General features: G+C 67.0%; 16 protein-coding genes. 6 read left to right on the forward strand and 10 right to left on the reverse strand.

Going from position 1 to position 17,570, the window contains the following annotated elements:
• Positions 1 to 17: 17 nt before the first annotated feature.
• Entirely contained in the window at positions 18 to 1,730 is a 1,713-nt protein-coding gene (locus tag EJ903_RS14390; RefSeq protein WP_126616568.1) for a DUF262 domain-containing protein, read from the forward strand.
• A gap of 115 nt (positions 1,731 to 1,845) precedes the next feature.
• A complete protein-coding gene (locus EJ903_RS14395) occupies positions 1,846 to 4,911 on the forward strand; it encodes a transglycosylase domain-containing protein (protein ID WP_126616570.1) in 3,066 nt (1,021 codons plus the stop codon).
• A 33-nt stretch (positions 4,912 to 4,944) separates the two neighbouring features.
• Here the strand turns inward: EJ903_RS14395 and EJ903_RS14400 are convergent, their stop codons facing one another.
• Together EJ903_RS14400 and EJ903_RS14405 are read right to left on the reverse strand one after the other, a co-directional pair.
• Positions 4,945 to 5,862, reverse strand: coding sequence for a GGDEF domain-containing response regulator (locus EJ903_RS14400; RefSeq protein WP_126616572.1), 918 nt, complete (start codon positions 5,860 to 5,862; stop codon positions 4,945 to 4,947).
• Between the two features lie 177 nt (positions 5,863 to 6,039).
• A complete protein-coding gene (locus tag EJ903_RS14405) occupies positions 6,040 to 6,915 on the reverse strand; it encodes a branched-chain amino acid aminotransferase (RefSeq protein WP_126616574.1) in 876 nt (291 codons plus the stop codon).
• A 163-nt stretch (positions 6,916 to 7,078) separates the two neighbouring features.
• On the opposite strand from EJ903_RS14405, the gene EJ903_RS14410 reads away from it, so the two are divergent.
• Positions 7,079 to 7,588 (forward strand): MarR family winged helix-turn-helix transcriptional regulator, encoded by a 510-nt coding sequence (locus tag EJ903_RS14410; protein WP_126616576.1) that lies wholly within the window; start codon positions 7,079 to 7,081, stop codon positions 7,586 to 7,588.
• A 34-nt stretch (positions 7,589 to 7,622) separates the two neighbouring features.
• Here EJ903_RS14410 and EJ903_RS14415 read toward each other — a convergent pair whose 3' ends face one another.
• On the reverse strand, positions 7,623 to 7,814 hold the full coding sequence (locus EJ903_RS14415) for a hypothetical protein (protein WP_126616578.1): 192 nt from the start codon (positions 7,812 to 7,814) through the stop codon (positions 7,623 to 7,625).
• Positions 7,815 to 7,934: 120 nt separating this feature from the next.
• Here EJ903_RS14415 and EJ903_RS14420 point away from each other — a divergent pair, with 120 nt between their 5' ends.
• Both EJ903_RS14420 and EJ903_RS14425 read left to right on the forward strand, forming a co-directional pair.
• Entirely contained in the window at positions 7,935 to 8,636 is a 702-nt protein-coding gene (locus tag EJ903_RS14420; RefSeq protein WP_126616581.1) for a response regulator, read from the forward strand.
• A complete protein-coding gene (locus EJ903_RS14425) occupies positions 8,633 to 10,006 on the forward strand; it encodes an ATP-binding protein (RefSeq protein ID WP_126616584.1) in 1,374 nt (457 codons plus the stop codon). The genes EJ903_RS14420 and EJ903_RS14425 overlap by 4 nt, the downstream gene beginning before the upstream one ends.
• Positions 10,007 to 10,041: 35 nt before the next feature.
• Here EJ903_RS14425 and EJ903_RS14430 read toward each other — a convergent pair whose 3' ends face one another.
• The 7 genes from EJ903_RS14430 to EJ903_RS14460 all read right to left on the reverse strand — a co-directional run bounded on the left by EJ903_RS14430 (position 10,042) and on the right by EJ903_RS14460 (position 17,038).
• Entirely contained in the window at positions 10,042 to 10,377 is a 336-nt protein-coding gene (locus EJ903_RS14430; protein WP_126616586.1) for a tRNA-binding protein, read from the reverse strand.
• 158 nt (positions 10,378 to 10,535) lie between these two features.
• Positions 10,536 to 10,970 (reverse strand): phasin family protein, encoded by a 435-nt coding sequence (locus EJ903_RS14435; protein WP_126616589.1) that lies wholly within the window; start codon positions 10,968 to 10,970, stop codon positions 10,536 to 10,538.
• Positions 10,971 to 11,205: 235 nt separating this feature from the next.
• Entirely contained in the window at positions 11,206 to 11,688 is a 483-nt protein-coding gene (locus EJ903_RS14440) for a YbaK/EbsC family protein (RefSeq protein WP_126616592.1), read from the reverse strand.
• A gap of 22 nt (positions 11,689 to 11,710) precedes the next feature.
• Positions 11,711 to 12,535 carry a pyrroline-5-carboxylate reductase gene (proC, locus tag EJ903_RS14445; protein ID WP_126616595.1) on the reverse strand — a complete coding sequence of 275 codons (825 nt, stop codon included), beginning with the start codon at positions 12,533 to 12,535 and terminating at the stop codon, positions 11,711 to 11,713.
• Between the two features lie 5 nt (positions 12,536 to 12,540).
• Positions 12,541 to 13,044: a type III secretion system chaperone family protein gene (locus EJ903_RS14450; RefSeq protein ID WP_126616597.1), complete on the reverse strand. Its 504-nt coding sequence runs from the start codon at positions 13,042 to 13,044 to the stop codon at positions 12,541 to 12,543.
• 194 nt (positions 13,045 to 13,238) lie between these two features.
• A complete protein-coding gene (locus tag EJ903_RS14455; protein WP_126616600.1) occupies positions 13,239 to 13,550 on the reverse strand; it encodes an accessory factor UbiK family protein in 312 nt (103 codons plus the stop codon).
• A 134-nt stretch (positions 13,551 to 13,684) separates the two neighbouring features.
• The gene (locus EJ903_RS14460) at positions 13,685 to 17,038 is read right to left on the reverse strand and encodes an AsmA family protein (RefSeq protein ID WP_126616603.1); all 3,354 of its coding nucleotides are present in this window, start codon (positions 17,036 to 17,038) and stop codon (positions 13,685 to 13,687) included.
• Positions 17,039 to 17,305: 267 nt separating this feature from the next.
• Here EJ903_RS14460 and EJ903_RS14465 point away from each other — a divergent pair, with 267 nt between their 5' ends.
• Positions 17,306 to 17,488, forward strand: a complete 183-nt coding sequence (locus EJ903_RS14465) for a DUF4169 family protein (RefSeq protein WP_126616605.1) — start codon at positions 17,306 to 17,308, stop codon at positions 17,486 to 17,488.
• Positions 17,489 to 17,570: the final 82 nt, after the last annotated feature.

Raw genomic sequence — 17,570 nt, forward strand, 5'->3', positions numbered from 1 at the left:
CGTCTGTGAGGTCTGTCATGTCAGCAACCAATTTCAACACCAAGAACGACACGTTCCGCAAGTTGATGGGAAACGGCTTGACCTACCGCGTTCCACGCTTCCAACGCGACTACAGTTGGGGCGAAGAGGAATGGGACGATTTGTGGCAGGACATTCTTGGAACGGTGAAGGACGGTGGGGAACCCGCTCATTATATGGGGTATCTCGTCCTTCAATCCGCAGATGATAAAATGTTCGATGTGATCGACGGACAGCAACGCCTGACCACGTTGAACATTGTTGTTCTTGCCGCCTTGCGCCACTTGAAACGACTGCTTGAGCAGGGCCGTGATGTCGAAGCAACCCAACAACGGTTGGATGGGTTGAGACAAACCTACATTGGGTATCTTGATCCGGTGACGTTGGTCGCACGGTCCAAACTGTCCTTGAACCGCAACAACGATACCTATTTCCAGACCTATCTCGTCCCCCTGAGCGAAAACCCACCGCAACGCAAGAACAAGACGTCGGAAAACGCGTTGCGCAAAGCCTATGAATGGTTCAGCAAAGCGTTGCAAGAGCAACTGCGCGGGGCATCGGACCCAGGACGTGAGGTGGCCCGCCTGGTCGATACCATGAGCGACCGCCTGTTTTTCACCGTTATCACGGTGACGGACGAACTGAACGCCTACAAGGTGTTCGAAACCTTGAACGCGCGCGGCGTTCGGCTGTCCGCCACAGATCTACTGAAAAACTATTTGTTCTCCGTGCTTCACAGAGAGGGGCAACATGAACATGAGTTGCGCTCTCTCGATGATCGGTGGGAGCGTATCGTCGGTCAATTGCAGGCGGAAAGCTTTCCAGATTTCCTGCGTTTCCATTGGATTAGCCGACGCAACTTCGTGCGCCAAACCGACCTGTTCAAGACGATCCGCAACCACGTTCGAGGGCGAGCAGAGGTGTTCGCCCTTCTGTCCGCCATGGACGAAGACATGGACACCTATCTGGCATTGACCAGCCCCGACCACTCCAATTGGCCATCCAGTGCACGGGATCAGGCCAAGCTCCTCAAAATGTTCAGCGTCCGCCAGCCTTATCCTTTGTTGATGGCAGCAAAGCGCCGCTTGGACGATGGTGACTTTGAACGGCTGTTAAAAGCCATTGTTGTCATGTCCTTTCGCTACAACATCATCGGTGGTCTACAGGCAGCCGCGCAGGAGCAAGCCTATCATACGGAGGCCCAGCGCGTGACCAATGGAGAACACACTACCCTTCTGCACATGTTGGAAGGAATACGCAGCGTCTACCCAACCGACGCAACCTTCGTGGCAGCGTTTTCCGAAAAATCCATTGCGGTTAGTCAATCCCGAAATCGCAAAATTGCTTGTTACATCCTGTGCGAATTGGAGCAGCAGCGATCAGGGTTGTCCCCCGATTTGGACAGCCCGGGCTTGAGTCTGGAACATATCTGCCCGACCAACCCAAATGGTGGATGGTCGGCCTTCACCGATGAAGAGCTGGAAACCATGACATCCCGATTGGGCAACATGGCGTTGCTGCAAACAAGCGCAAACAAGCAACTGGGCAATGCGGAATTTCCGGCCAAGCGGTCGATCTACGCAGACAGCATCTACACACTGACCCGCGACGTTGCCGAATGTGAGGATTGGACCCCGAACGCCATCATTGAGCGCCAAAAGAAGTTGGCACGAATGGCATCGGCAATCTGGAGGATTCCGCAACTCTCATAGGTCATTCTACCTTTTATTAACCACAACACCCTCACCATCCGGCGCTACACTCGCGCGGTGGGTTTGCCACCAATCGACCAGACACAGTCAACCAGACGAAGGGTGCACAGCCGGAATGGCGCAAGGGCGGGCGTTGGCGCGGACGCGGCGGGTCGCGTTGGGGCTGTCTCTGCTGGGGACCGCCGCAGCCATCGGATTCGCCGCGCGGGAGGAGATGCGGACCTCCCGCTTGCAAGCCCGGCTGTTGGCCCCGCTGGCGCAATCCATGGATTTCGCCCTGCGCGAGGGGCCGAACCCGGCGGCGCGCTATCCAACCCAAGGCCCCTACAACGAGCGGTTCGGTTACAGCGCCCTGCCCGCCCAGTTGCGCGGCCTGACCGGCGACGCCGCCGGTCCGCTCTACACCATCGAATCGCAGGCGGTCTTGTCCCCGGCGCTGGACCGCTTCATGGCAGGGGGCGGCTTTCCGATCTACCGGGAAAAGACCCAGGCCGGTTTGACCCTGATCGACCGCAACGGCCACGCCATGCACAGCGCCCGCTACCCCGAACGGGTGTTCGCCCGGTTCGAGGATGTGCCGCCGCTGGTCGCCGACACGCTGCTGTTCATCGAAAACCGCGAATTGCTGCGCGCCGACGAGCCGCGCCGCAACCCGGCGGTGGAGTGGGACCGCTTCGCCGGGGCCATCGCCCTGCTGCCGGTGCAGATGATCCGGCCCGGCCAGCGCTCGCCCGGCGGCTCGACGCTCGCCACCCAGATCGAGAAATACCGCCATTCGCCCGACGGGCAGACCAGCGGCGGGGTGGAAAAGCTGCGGCAAATGATGTCCGCCAGCGTGCGCGCCTATCAGGATGGCGAGGACACCGGCGCGGCGCGGCGGCGCATCCTGGTCGATTACCTGAACTCCACCCCGCTCACCGCCCGCCCCGGCTTTGGCGAGGTGAACGGGCTGGGCGATGGGCTGTGGGCGTGGTTCGGCACCGATCTGGCGATCGCCCAGCGGGTGTTGAGCGAGCCGACCGCCACCGCAGCCGCCCCGGACCCCACCACCCGGCAATTGAAGGCGCTGGCCTACAAACAGGTTCTGGCGCTGCTGCTGGCCCAGCGCCGCCCGTCCTATTACCTGATCCAGGATCGCGCCGCGCTCAACCGGCTGGCCGACAGCCATCTGCGCGTGCTGGCCCAGGCGGGCGTCATCGACGAGGGGCTGCGCGACACCGCGCTCGCCCTGCCGTTGGCCTTCCGCGAGGATCCGCCGACCCCGCCCTATTCCTCTTTCATCGAGCAGAAGGCGACCAACGCGGTTCGCGCCAAGCTGTTGAGCATGCTGGGGGTTCCCAGCCTGTACCAGCTCGACCGCCTCGACCTCACCGCGCAATCGACGCTGGACGCGCCGACGCAGCAGCGGGTGGTGGAGGTGCTGGGCAAGCTGAACGACCCGGCTTACGCCCAATCGCTGGGGCTGACCGGCGAACGGCTGCTCGACGCCAAGACGAACGACCTGTCGAAGATCATCTATTCGGTCACGCTGTACGAACGCGGGCCGGAGGCCAATTACCTGCGCGTCCAGGCCGACAACCTCGACCAGCCGCTGGACATCAACGAGGGGGCGAAGCTCGATCTTGGCTCCACCGCCAAGCTGCGCACCCTCATCACCTATCTGGAGATCATCGCCGACCTGCACGACCGTTACGCCCATCTGCCCAAAGACGCGCTGGAGGATGTGGCGGACGAGGCGTCGGACCCGCTGACGCAATGGACGGTGGAGTGGCTGGCGGCGGCGTCGGACCGGGGCCTGTCGGCCCTGCTGGCGGCGGCGATGGAGCGGCGGTATTCCGCCAACCCCGGCGAGGTGTTTTTCACCGGCGGCGGCCAGCACGCCTTCGTCAACTTCAACAAGGACGACAACCACCGGGTCATGTCGATCCAGGAGGCGTTGCGCAACAGCGTCAACCTGCCCTTTGTCCGGCTGATGCGCGACATCGTGCAGTTCTATTCCGCCGAGGGCGGCGACGACAGCGACGACATCCTGCACGATCCCAGCCACCCGGCGCGGCAAGCCTATCTCGAACGCTTCGCCGACAAGGAAGGCAGCGACTTCCTCAACCGCTTCTACAACGATTACCGCAAACGCACTGCGGACGAGGCGCTGGCCCGGCTGGCCAGCCGCGTGCGCCCGGCCCCGCACCGGCTGGCGGTGATCTTCCGCACGGTGCGCCCCACGGCGGGGGTGGCGGAACTGGCCGCCTTCCTGCGCGCCCGCCTGCCCGGAGCCGCGCTGACCGACCGCGAGATCGGCACGCTCCACACCAAATACGGGCCGGACAAATTTTCCCTCAGCGATCTGGGCTACATCGCGCGGCTGCATCCGCTGGAGCTGTGGATGGTCGCCTATCTGCACCGCAACCCCACCGCCAAGCGCACCGACGCGCTGGAGGCCAGCGCCGATGTGCGGCAGGACAGTTACCGTTGGCTGTTCAAGAAGGGGCAGGCGGCGCAGAACACCCGGATCCGCATCGGGTTGGAGGAAGAGGCCTTCCAGCGCATCACCGACCAATGGCGCAAGGTCGGCTACCCGTTCGACACGCTGATTCCGTCGCTGGCCACCGCCATCGGCAGTTCCGCCGACCGCCCCGCCGCGCTGGCCGAACTGGTCGGGCTGCTGCTGAACGACGGGGTGCGGCAACCGACGGTGCGCGTCACCTCCCTGCATTTCGCCGCCGACACCCCCTATGAGACCAAGGTCGGGCTGGGGCCGTTGGCGGGCAAGCGGGTGCTGCGGCCGGAGGTGTGCGCCACCGCCCGCCGCGCCCTGATGGACGTGACCCAGAACGGAACCGCCCGCCGGGTCTGGGGCGCGTTCAAGGACGCCAGCGGCGCGCCGATCCCGATGGGCGGCAAGACCGGAACCGGCGACCATCGGCTCGACCGCTGGGGACCGGGCGGGGTGCTGTTGGAGTCCAAGGCGGTGAACCGGACGGCGACCTTCGTCTTTTACATCGGCGACCGTTTCTTCGGCACGATGACCGCCTTTGTCCACGGCCCGGACGCCGACCAGTACCGCTTCACCAGCGCCCTGCCCGCCCAATTGCTCAAAAGCATCGCGCCCGCCTTGCAGCCGCTGATCGAACAGAACGCCACCCGCACGGCGGACAAGGACCGGACGCCGACCGGGTTGTGAAAACCCGCCCAAGCCTCTTATCCCGCCCCGGACCTACCCCGCCAACGAGCGCGGCAGCGGGATCGGCGGTTCCATCTCCACGCGGTTGCGGCCGCCGTTCTTGGCGCGGTAGAGCGCGGCGTCGGCGCGGGCGAGGAGTTGTTCAACCCCCCGGTCGTTGGGTGTCATCCAGGCCAGACCGATGCTGACGGTCAGGCGCAGGACGCCGTCGCTCTCCTCCAACGGCAATTCGGATCCGGCGATCAGCTCGCGCACCCGTTGGGCGGCGGTGAAGGCGTTGACCGGCGGCGTTTCCGGCAGGACGATGGCGAACTCCTCCCCGCCCAACCGCCCGATGATGTCGCAGGCGCGCAAGGTCCCCTTGCAGCAGCGCACGGTCATCTTGATGGCCTCGTCGCCGGTGGCGTGGCCGTGGGTGTCGTTGACCTTCTTGAAATGGTCGATGTCGAGCATCACCACCGACAAGGGCCGGTCGTAGCGGCGGGAGCGGGTGAACTCCTCCGCCCCGCGCTCCAGGAAACGGCGACGGTTCAGCGCGCCGGTCAGGGCGTCGGTGGTGGCCAGACGTTCCAGATCCCGTTGCATGGCGACGACGCGCGAGGCGGCGAGCAAGCGCGCCGCCGTCCATTTCCAATCCAGCGGCTTGCGCAGAAACTCGTCGGCCCCGGCCTCGACCAGTTCATGGAACTGGTCGGTCATGCTGCCGGGGATCATCAGGATCAGATAGAGGTGACGCAGCCCCTGCGCCGTGCGCAGATGCCAACACAGCTCGATCCCGGTCATGTCCTTCAGCTTGATGTCGGCCATGACCACGTCGAAACGCTCTTGCGCCACCGCCTCGATGGCTTGCGCGCCGTTGGTCGCGATGCTGGTGCTGTAGCCGAGCTTGCCCAGCTCGTACACCATCATGTTCTGGTGATGCGGCGAATCGTCAACAATCAGAATGCGCAAAGCCGATGCTCCCGGCGTCAACGCCCATGTTTATGGATCATGATGCGTCTGTGTGCAAATGCCGTTAACGAATGATCCGCGTTATCCCCTATTTCCGCACTGCGAAACGTGACCACCCAACGCCGATGGCCACATTTCGTTCACAAACTGTGCGCAACCCGCCTCAGGAACCGGCCATCAGCCCCGGCGCACCAGCGCGTCGTAATCGGCGATCATCGCGGCACAGACCGGGCCGGGGGTGAATCGGTGCTCGCCGATTTCCGACACCGGGGCGACCTCCGCCGCCGTGCCGACCAGGAAAACCTCCTGCGCGCGGGCCAACTCCTCGGGCGGGATCCGGCGTTCGACCACGGTCAGGCCCCGCGCGCGGGCCAGATCCATGATGGTCCGCCGGGTGATGCCGTCGAGGAAGCCGTCGGGCGTGGGGGTGTGCAGCGCGCCATCGATCACCAGGAACAGGTTCGCCCCGGTGGCCTCGGCCAGAAAACCCTGGTGGTCGAGCATCAGCGCGTCCTGATACCCGGCGGCCTCGGCCTGGTGCTTGGACAGGGTGCCGATCATGTACAGCCCGGCCGCCTTCGATTGGGTCGGGGCGCTGTCGGGCGAGGGGCGACGCCAGGGTGCCCAGGTCAGGCGGATGCCCTTCATCTTGGCTTCGGCGCTGAAATAGCTGGGCCAGGCCCACACGGCGATGGCCAGATGGATGCGGCTGGCCTGCGCCGACACGCCCATCACCTCGCTGCCGCGCCAGGCCACCGGGCGGACATAGGCGTCGGACAGGCCGGATTCGGCCAGCGTCGCGCGGGTGGCCGCGTCGATCTCCGCCACGCTGTAGGGGATGTCGAAACCCAGGATGCGGGCGGAGTTGACCAGCCGCTCGCTGTGCTCGGTCAGCTTGAACACCCGGCCGTTGTAGGCGCGTTCCCCCTCGAACACGCTGCTGGCGTAATGCAGCCCGTGGGTCAGGACGTGGATCTTGGCGTCGCGCCACGGCACCAGCGCGCCGTCGAACCAGATGGAGCCGTCGCGGTCGTCAAAAGGCAAAATGGTCATGGCGATGTTCCCATGCTCCAGCCGCAACCCGCCTGCGGACAAAATCCACCCGATGACGCGACAAAGGGTTGCCGCGCATGAGCTTGCTCTTGTGCCGGGACGCTGGATTGTTTATGTCTGAGTTGCTGACCTATTTATACCGAAACGAACCAACCGCGTCAACATGGCTGACCTAAAAGCAGGCGTGAACCAACTCTTCCTCCGCGAGGAGGAGCTGCGCACGGGCATGGAGCTGCTGTTCTATGCCTATCGGGAATTCACCGCCGAACCGGATGAGATCCTCGCCGCCATCGATTTTGGCCGCGCCCATCACCGGGTGATCTATTTCGTGGGCCGTTATCCCAAGATCACGGTGTCGGAGCTGCTGGCGATCCTGAAGATCACCAAACAAAGCCTGTCGCGCGTGTTGGGGGAACTGGTCCGCCAGGGCTTCATCGATCAGCAGACCGGTGCGCGCGACCGTCGCCAGCGCCTGTTGGAGCTGACGGAAAAGGGCGTGGAGCTGGAACGGCAATTGTCCGAAACCCAGCGCCAGCGCATCGCCCGCGCCTACAAAATGGCGGGGGCCGAGGCCGTGGAGGGATTCCGCAAGGTGATGATGGGCATGCTGGACGAGGAGGATCGGGCGAAATTCACCCCCCCGACTCCGGCCCGCCCGCTCACCAAACGCTGAGGCTTCCCTCACCGCCGATCAGAAAGCGGACCGCCTAGTCGGCGGCGGCGGTTTCGCGTGTCACCTTTCCGGTTCCGGCAGGACGGCGGCGAAAGCCGCCGGTCCGGTACACCACGCGGTCGGACGAGCCGGGCGCGCATTGGGTTATGCTTCCACCACGCTCCAGAAACTCACGGGTCATCGCATCCAGACTGTTACGGTCAGAAGAACGGCTGTCGTCGGTCATCGTGCTCGCTCCTGTGGAACCCGCCCAAGTCAGGCTATCACGGACCAACCGCTCCGTCGCCCATCCTGACCGATTTTCCGCCGCTGTACGCCGAATGGCCGGTCGCGCTATAGTGTCGGCATGACGGAAGACCAGCCCCACATCCTGGTTGTCGATGACGACACCCGCTTGCGCGAGTTGTTGCGCAAATATTTGGCAACGAATGGCTTTCTGGTGAGCACGGCGCGCGACGCCGCCGACGCGCGCGCCCAGCTCGGCGGTCTGGCCTTCGACCTGCTGGTGCTCGACATCATGATGCCGGGCGAATCGGGGCTGGAACTGACCGAATCGCTGCGGCGCGACCGCGACGTGCCGATCCTGCTGCTGACCGCGCGGGACGAGCCGGACGACCGCATCGCCGGGCTGGAGGCCGGGGCCGACGATTACCTCGCCAAACCCTTCAGCCCGCGTGAGCTGCTGCTGCGCATCAACTCCATCCTGCGGCGGCAGGCGGTGCGACCGCCCGAACCCGCCGCCGCCGCCGCGCCGCCGGTGCGGCTGGGGCCGCTGCTCTACCTGCCCGACCGCGACGAGCTGCGGTCCGGGGAGGAGGTGATTCGCCTGACCACGGCGGAGGCCAGCCTGCTGCGCATCCTCGCCGCCTCCCCCGGCGTGACCTTCACCCGCGACGAGTTGACCGAGCGCAGCAAGGTGGCGGGCAACGCCCGCACCATCGACGTGCAAGTCACCCGGCTGCGCCGCAAGATCGAAGCCGATCCACGCGAACCCCGCTATCTGCACACCGTGCGCGGCGAAGGCTATGTGCTGAGGCCCGACCCGTGACCGCCGTGCCCGAGACGGGTGCGGCCCGGCGCGAACGGCGCGCGCGCGGGTTGGGGCTGAAACGCTTCCTGCCGCGCACGCTGTTCGGGCGCTCGCTGCTGATCATCGTCACCCCGGTGATTCTGGCCCAGGGGGTGGCGACCTGGATTTTCTACGACCGCCATTGGGACACGGTGACGAATCGGCTGGCCTTCGCCGTGGCGGGCGACATCGCCACCGTGATCGCCCAGTTGGAGCATGATCCGTCGGACGAGAACCGCAATTGGGTGCTCGCCGTCACCGCCCGCACCACCGATCTGATCGTTGCGCTGGAACCCAACCAAACCCTGCCCGAACGCCTGCCCCCCTTGCGCGGTTTGCTGGAGCGGACCCTGGGCAAGGCGTTGGACGAGCGGGTGGGCCGCCGTTTTTCCATCAACACCCGCGTCGCCCATGAATGGTACGAAATCCGGGTGGAGATGCCGAACGGCGTGCTGTCGGTCATGTCGCCGGAACGCCGCCTGTTCACCCCGACCAGCTATATTTTCATCCTGTGGATGATCGGGTCGGCCATCGTCCTGTTCGCCGTCGCCATCCTGTTCATGCGCAACCAGATTCGTCCGATCAAGCGGCTGGCCGCCGCCGCCGACGCGCTGGGCAAGGGCCGCGACGTGATGAACTTCAAGATGGAAGGGGCGACGGAGGTGCGGCAGGCGGCCTCCGCCTTCCTGCTGATGCGCGAGCGCATCCAGCGCCAGATCACCCAGCGCACCGAAATGCTGGCGGGCGTCAGCCACGACCTGCGCACGCCGCTGACGCGGATGAAGCTGGCGCTCGACATGGTGGCCGAAACGGCGGGCTGCGACCCCGAGATCGAAGAGCTGATGGCCGACGTCGCCGAGATGGAAGCGATGATCGAAGGCTATCTGGCCTTCGCGCGCGGCGAAGGGGCGGAGCTGGTGCAACCGACCGACCTGTCGCGCCTGCTCAACGAAACCGCCGCCAGCGCCCGGCGCGAAGGGACCGAAGTCACCCTGTCGGTCGAACCGCTGCTGACCCTGCCGCTGCGCCCCAACGCCATGCGCCGCTGCATCGCCAACCTGTTGAGCAACGCCGGACGCCACGCCGGAACCGCCTGGGTCCGGGCCGAGCGGCGCGGCGGCGGCATCGACATCGTCATCGACGACGACGGCCCCGGCATTCCCCACGCCATGCGGGAGGATGTGTTCAAGCCCTTCTTCCGTCTGGACCGCTCGCGCAACCTGTCCACCGGCGGCTCCGGTCTGGGCATGACCATCGCCCGCGACGTGGTGCGCAGCCACGGCGGCGACATCACGCTGGACGACAGCCCTTACGGCGGCCTGCGGGTGGTGATCCGACTGCCGCTGTAGGGGGCCGCTGTAGGGGGCCGCTGTAGGGGAGCCGTTCAGAACAGCCGTCCACCGTTCGGGACCGCCTGATCCGGCCCGACCAGCACCACCGCGCCGTCGGCGTCGGGCACGCCCAGGCACAGGATTTCGCTGGTGAAGGGGCCGATGCGCTTGGGCGGGAAATTGACCACGGCCAGGATTTGCCGACCGACCAGCGACTCCGCCGTGTAATGATCGGTGATCTGGGCGGAGCTGCGGCGGGTGCCGATGTCGCCACCGAAATCGACGGTCAGCTTGAAGGCGGGCTTGCGCGCCTCCGGGAACGGATCGACGGCGATGATGGTGCCGACGCGAATGTCGATCTTGGCGAAATCGTCGTAGCTGATGGTCATTCGAAACGGTCCTGCGCTGGTCACACCGAAGGGCGACAGCCTACCCCGGCGGAACGCCAACCGGAACGCCGAAACCGAACGCAAAAAGGCCGCCCCGAAGGACGGCCTTTCTGTGTGCATCGCAGCGAAAAACGCCGCGTCGCCCGGAGGTCAGCGCCTTACTTGGCGACCTTGGCAACGGCGGTCTTCAGCTCTTCCAGGCTTTCCGACACGCGCTTGGACAGGACGTCGGCGGCTTCGGTGTTGGACTTGGCGATCAGCTCGGCCAGTTCGCGGGCGTTGGCCAGCGACTTTTCAAAGGCGGCCTTGACCAGTTCGGCCTGCTTGGCGGCCTTGGCTTCCGGGGTCCCGGCGGTCAGCACGTCGTTGACGTAGCCGCTGGCTTCCTCGACCGAGGCGCGCAGGATTTCGGCCTGACGGCGCAGAACAGCCTGGAAGCCTTCGGCGGCCAGCTGGTTGGCGGCGGTCAGCGCTTCGATGTTCTTGCGCTGGCTGGAGAGGATGGCTTCGACATCGACGCCCGGCAGCTTGAAATCGCCCAGGAGCTTGGACGGGTCGAACTCAAGGAAGGGGTTGCTCGTCTTCGTGGCCATGTTTCTCATCCCCAATCAGGTAGCGGTTCTGGATGTTGCGACGCAACATGTCTGAAATCGACTATGCAGAGTGATGAATTGTTAGTCAATGCGCATTTTGCGCCGCAGCATAGCCGTCACAACCCGGCGCGGAACGCCGTGCTGGCCAAGCTGTTGACCGGACAGGAGGTTCCCGGATTTCGGGAGAAACGCCCATCGGGATGCGTCAGAATGACCACCCCGCCGGGGTCGGCCGTCAGCCCTTACGCACCGCCTCGATCCGCCCGCCGGTGAGGCGACTCAGCTCCTCCGGAGTCAGGCGGAACACGGCGTTCGGGGTACCCGCCGCCGCCCACAGCATGGGCAGCGCCATCAGATCGGCGTCGATCAGCACCAGCGGCGGCACGGCGTGACCGACCGGCGGCACCCCACCGATGGCGTAACCGGTGCTGGCGCGGACGAATTCCGGATCGGCACGCTCGATCTTTTCGCCGATCAGACGGCCAACCGCCTTTTCGTCCACCCGATTGACGCCGCTGGCGATGACCAGAATCGGGCGGCCGCTGTCCTTGCCGCGAAAAATCAGGGATTTGGCGATCTGCGCGACATCGCAGCCGACCGACGCCGCCGCCTCTTCCGACGTGCGGGTGCTGCCCTCATGCTCGACGACGCGATGACCGAGGCCAAAGCCGTCCAACACAGCCTGCACCCGCTGCGCCGATGGGCTGAGAGCGCTCACCGCAACCCCCGCGCCGCGCGCGTTATTGGGCCAGTTCGCGCGACCGCCGGGTGGCGGCGGCGATGGCGGCGGTCAACACCGGCTGAAGGCCATCCTCGGCCATCAGCACGTCCAGAGCCGCTTGGGTCGTGCCGTTCGGGCTGGTCACGGCCTTGCGCAGATCGGCCGCAGGCTGCGGCGACTGGTTCAGCAGCTCCCCCGCCCCCGACACGGTGGCGCGGGCCAGCCGCATCGCCAGATCGGCGGGCAGGCCGCTGGCCTCCCCGGCCTTGGCCATCGCCTCGACCAGCAGGAACACATAAGCCGGGCCGCTGCCCGACAGCGCCGTGACCGGATCCAGCAACGCTTCATCGTCGATCCACGCCACATCGCCGACGGCGCGCAGCAGCGCGTCGCACAGCGCGGTCTGATCGGCGGTGACGCGGGCGTTGGGCACGGCCACCGTCATGCCGCGCCCGATGGCGGCGGGGGTGTTGGGCATGGAGCGGACAACGACCGCCCCCTCGCCCAAGGTCTGTTCGAAATAGGCGATGGTCTTGCCCGCCGCGATGGACAGGAAAACCGTGCCGGGGCCGACCAGCGGCCGATAATCCGGCAGCGCGGAATCCATCACCTGCGGCTTGACCGCCAGCACAACGACGTCGGGCACGAATCCGGCGGGCAGATCGCCCGGCCCGGTCGCCGCGCTGACCTTCGGGTTGCCGACCAGCGCGTCGGGCAGGCCCGCCCGCTCGATCACCGCGACGTGGGAGGCCACGCCGGAGGCCAGCCAGCCGTCCAGCATCGCCCCACCCATTTTGCCGCACCCGACCAGAAGGAGTTTCGCCCCGCTCGTGCCGCCGCTCATGCCGGTTACGCCTCGCCCATGGTGTCGAGAATGGCGGCGGACACCGCCTCCTGCGCGGTCTTGCCGCCCCAGATCACGAATTGGAAGGCCGGGTAGAAGCGCTCGCACTCCGACAGGGCGATCTCCACCAGATCCTCCAACTGCTCCACCGCCGCGCCGCGCGCGCCGCGCAGCAGCATGGTTTGGCGGAACATCGGGGTGTTTTCCTCGGCGCAGACGTCGAAATGGCCCAGCCACATCCGCCCGTTGACCTCGGCCAACAGTTCGGCCACCGCTGACCGGCGCGGGGCCTGGACCTTCATGTCGAACTGGCAGGAGAACTGCAGCGCGCTGACGTCGGGCTGCCAGACGAAATACAGGCGGTAATCGCACCAGCGCCCGCCGATCTCGACGACCAGCTCGTCGTCGGTGGCGCGCTCGAACGGCCATTCGTTGGCGGTGACGATTTCTTCAACCACGTCGAGCGGGTTGTGCGAGGAAGCGGGGGTTTCGACGGCGACAGCCGACATGTCAGCGTCCTCCTATGAAGGCGCGGCGGGCGTGGCCAGAACATCCCCGATCCAGACGGAGGTCCAGGCAACACCCCAAGATGATGTTAGGAAAAAGCATGCGGGCTACCACAGGCGGAACGGTGCCAAAGCCGCCCCGTCGCCGCAACCGGATTCACGCAAACAGGTCATGAAAGCTTTGTGACCGGACCGGATCAGGGCGTGTCCCCAGCCGCCGGACCGGGGTCGGCGATGTCGGCGGTGGCCTTGGCCCCGGTCAACGCGGCCAGTTGGGCTTCCAGCACGGCCAGACGCTCGGCCATCGCTTCCTGCTCCTCGCGGGCCTTGGTGGCGATGGCGCGCACCGCGTCGAACTCCTCGCGGCTGACAACGTCCATCCGCGACAGGATGCGTTCCAGTTGGGCGCGCACCTGCCCTTCGGCTTCCTCGCGCAGGGACGAAAAGGCACCCAGGGCACCCCCCGCCACACGGGCGAGATCGTCCAAAATCTTGTTGTCGGCCTGCATCGCTTCAAACTTCCGGTTACTGTGCGGACATTATGACGGTCGAGCCGCCGGACTTCAACGGCCTTGCGCCGTCACGCTGCACCGCAAGACGCAGGCGAGCCATGCGGCCCGCCCGCGTTTGCGGGGTGGTCCGCTCAGGGCTTCACCGGGCCGCCCGCCTCGGGCTTCGCGTCCACCGCCGGAGCCGACGCGGACGGGGATGCCGGGGGAGCCGCCGCAGCCGCAGCGGCGGCAATGGCGGCGAAATGCTCCTGCACCGCCCGCATGTCCATGCTCTGGGTCGGGGCGGCGCGCGGCCCGGCCACCCGCAGGGTCAAAGGCGGGACCGCAGGATCGGCCTTCACCCGCAAGGACAGGCCAAGGTCAAGCCGGTCCTCCGGCAACACCCACAGACCGCTCAGCACCCCCTCGCCCGCCGCCGCGCTCAGACGGGTGTCGTCGGTGCGCAACGTTCCATGATCGAGCGTGAAGCGGCCATCGGCGCGGTCGATCCGGGTTTCCCCGCCCCCCCCGGCCCCGATCACCGCGCCCAGCACCTCTTGCGGGCGCGTCACGCTGCCCAGACGGTCGCGCAGCGCGGCCAGATCGACACCGCGCAGCGTGCTGCCGACCACCGCCACCCGCCCGCGCCCCGACAGGGAGCGCAGCAGCGCCGCGCGGTCGTCGCCCGTCGCCGTCACCGCCATGTCCACATCAACGGCCCCACCCGACAGCGCCAGCCCGCCCGGCGACGGGCCATCCGTCCCGGCGGTCAACGCCGTCGTCAGCCGCGCCAGATCGGCCTTGACCACGGTGACGTCCGCCTCCACGGCGGGCGGACGACCGGGCGCGGCGACCACACGACCGCTCAGGCCGATCTGGCCACCCAACCACTCACCATCCAACTGCTCCAACGTCAGCGTGCCATCGGCGAGCGTGGCGCGCAGGGCCGGTTGCTCCACCCGCAACCCGCCCGCTGTCACGGCGGTGGCGGTCAGGGCCAGCGCACCGTCGGCCATCCGCAACCACGCCGTCTCGCCCGCCAAATCCGGCGCGGACGGCGCGGCGGAGGCCGCCGCGTCGCGCGCCGGTGTCTCACCCACCAGCGGTGCGGCGACCAGACGGTCGAGGTCGAGGTCGCCGGTTTGCACATCCGCCTCGAAACGCGGGCGCGGACCGGACAGATCGCCGCCGATCCGACCGCGCAGCGGCACACCCGCGACGATGCCTTGCAGGTTCCCCACGGTCGGCGCGGTCAGGGAGCCGCCGATTTCGGCGTAGAGATCCAGCGGCCCCACCGCGCGCGCCTGCCCCCGGTCGGTGAACAGCGCAGCCAGACGGCCCAATTCGGGGTGGCTGGCGCGCAGCTTCAGGTCGGCCCCCGGTCGGCTGTCCAGCGTGGTCAGGGCACCGCCCGCCTCAAGCCGACCGCCCGCCGCCCCAGCGGTCAGCTCCAGCGCCAGACGGGCGGCGTCGCCCGCCACCCGCGCCTTGACCGACACCGACCCCAACCGTTCGGGCGGTGGCACGTTGTGCGGCCAGGGCATGGCGCGCGGCACGCCGCTGAGGCTCGCCGCTTCCGCCGTCAGGGCCAGATTGACGCCGCGCAACGGCGACAGGGCGGTGACCTGCCCATCGACCCGCCCGGTCAGCCCGACCAGATCGGCCACCTTCGCCTCGCGCACGGTCAGCCCGCCACCGGCCAGCGTGGCGTCCAGATGAACGCCCTGCGCCGGAATCCCGCGCACGGTGATCTGTCCGATGGTCAGGTCCAGGTTAGCATCGGCCAGGGTCAACCAGGACAGGGGCGGCAGACCGATCCGCCCCGCCCCCGCCGTGGCGGACGGGGTGGTGGTGGCCACGGTCGGCGGCAGCGCGCGCGTCGGTGTGGCGGGGGCGCCCGGCGCAACCGGCGGCAGATAGGCGTCGAGATTCAGCCGGTCCAGCTCCAGCCGCGCGCCGAAGGCCGGACGCCCCCGGTCCACATAGGCGACGGCCCCGGACAGACGGCTGCCATCCACCCGCAGATCCAGCCCCGACAATTCGAACCGGTGGGCGTGCCCCTGGACCCGCACCGACAGCGAGGCGCGGCGCAACCGGTCGGGCGGCACGCCGCGCACGTCCAGCTTCAGCCAATCCAGCAACGCGCGCAGATTGTCGGCGTTCGCCTCCATCCGCAGATCGAGCGTCGGCGCGCCGCCGGGGGTCGTCACCTCGCCCGCCGCGACCACATCGGACCCGCCGGGCAATTGGGCGCTGACGCGGTCCAAATTGAGCCGTCCGTTGGTCAGGCTCGCTTCCAAACGGCCCTGGCGGACGACCGCGCCGTTGTAGGTCAGGCCATCGACCGACAGGTCGAGCTTGCCCTCCAGCCCCACCGGCAGCGCCCACGGTTCCGGCGCGGGGACGGTTGTGGACGCGGAACCGCGCGCACCGCCCGCAGGCACGGTCAGGGAGGGGGCGGTCAAGGCGGACAGCGGCGGCAAGGCGCCCGCCCGGCTCAACCAGGCGTCCAGATCCAGACGGTTGACCACCAGGGTCAGTTCGGTGCGGGTCGGATCGCCCGGGCGCAGCGTCGCCATCCCGGTCGCGCGCGTGTCGCCGACCTGGGCCTCCAGATTGCTGAAGGTGGCGAGGCTGGTTCCCGCCTCCACCGACGCCCGCAGATTGAACGGCTGACCGCGCACCGCCGCAGCGGCCCCGCCGATCACCTTGCCCAGATCGCCGCCCTCGGCGCGCAGATCGCCCTGGGCGCGCAAGGCACCGCCGCCGCCCACGTTGCCGCTGCCGCCCGACACGATCCCGGCAAAGCGCAGGGTGGCGTCGGTTCCCGGCATCGACAGGGCGGCGCGCACCGGCACAGCGGCCCCGTCGGTGAAGCGCCCGGCGGTCAACTCCCCATGCAGCGGCACGCCACGGAAACGGAAATCACCCTGCACCTGGAACGGCCCGGTCAGGCTGCCCGCCACGACGCGGGCGTTGACGCTGTCCAGAGTCTCCGACCGCCCCGTGCGGCTGTCGCGGTATTGAATGGTCCCGTGATCGATCGTCACCTGATCGAAGCTGATAGCGCCGACCAGCCCATCGGCAGCGCTGCGGTCCGACGGGGACGGAGCGGCGCTGCCCGACAGATCCCAGTTCAACCGCCCGTCCTTCAGAACCTCCACCACGAAGGTCGGTTCGATCAGGGAGACGCTTTCCACCTGGATTCGTCCGCTCAGCAGCGGTCCCAAAGCCACGCGGACATCCAGTTTCTTCAGCCGCGCCATGTCCGGTTCGGCCGAACCCGGCGGGTTGGCAAGGCGGGCGTCGCGCACGGTCAGGGCAGGGGCCGGCAGCAGGGTCAGCCCGACATCGCCGCGCAGATCCACCGCACGCCCGGTGGCCGCCGCGACCCGTTCGGCGATCATCCCCTTGTAAGCGTTCCAATCGATCAGGCTGGGTGCGGTCAGCACGCCGCCGACCAGCGCCGTCACCCCGGTCAATGCCGCGATCAGGATCTTCTTCACCGGATCTCCGCCTTCCCTGCGCGTGGTCCCGCCCATGGCCCACGCCCCTTGACCGCCATCGGCCCTTGTTTCGTCCATCGGCGGAACCGGACCGGCCCCACCCTTCTCGCCCGCTCTGTCTTTCGCTAAGCTATCGCCCGGAGAAGAAACAAGCAATTTGGGCATTCCTGGGGCCATTCTGCGACGGAATGGAAAAATTCATCCGTCCGACCGGCCCGGACCACCGGACCGCCCGCCAGACACACCAGAACCGCCGGAGACGCCCCCATGGCCGACGTGGTCAACCTCAATCGATTCCGCAAGACCCGCGAGCGGGAGGAACGCGCCAAGGAAGCCGAGGCGAATCGGGTCCGATTCGGTCGGACCAAGGCGGAAAAGCAACGCGACCGGATGGAGGTCGAGCGCAGCACTCGGTTTCTGAATGGCCAGAAGCTTGAGGATCCGACCTAAGGAATCACGCCAAATTAAGTACGTTGTTTTCCGCCCGGGGAGCGATGGTGTAGTTCCACTCTGGATGGAAGTCGTTTGGGGT

Origin of the sequence: Azospirillum griseum (genome assembly GCF_003966125.1) — a bacterium.
In the GTDB taxonomy this organism is placed as follows: Bacteria; Pseudomonadota; Alphaproteobacteria; order Azospirillales; family Azospirillaceae; genus Azospirillum; species Azospirillum griseum.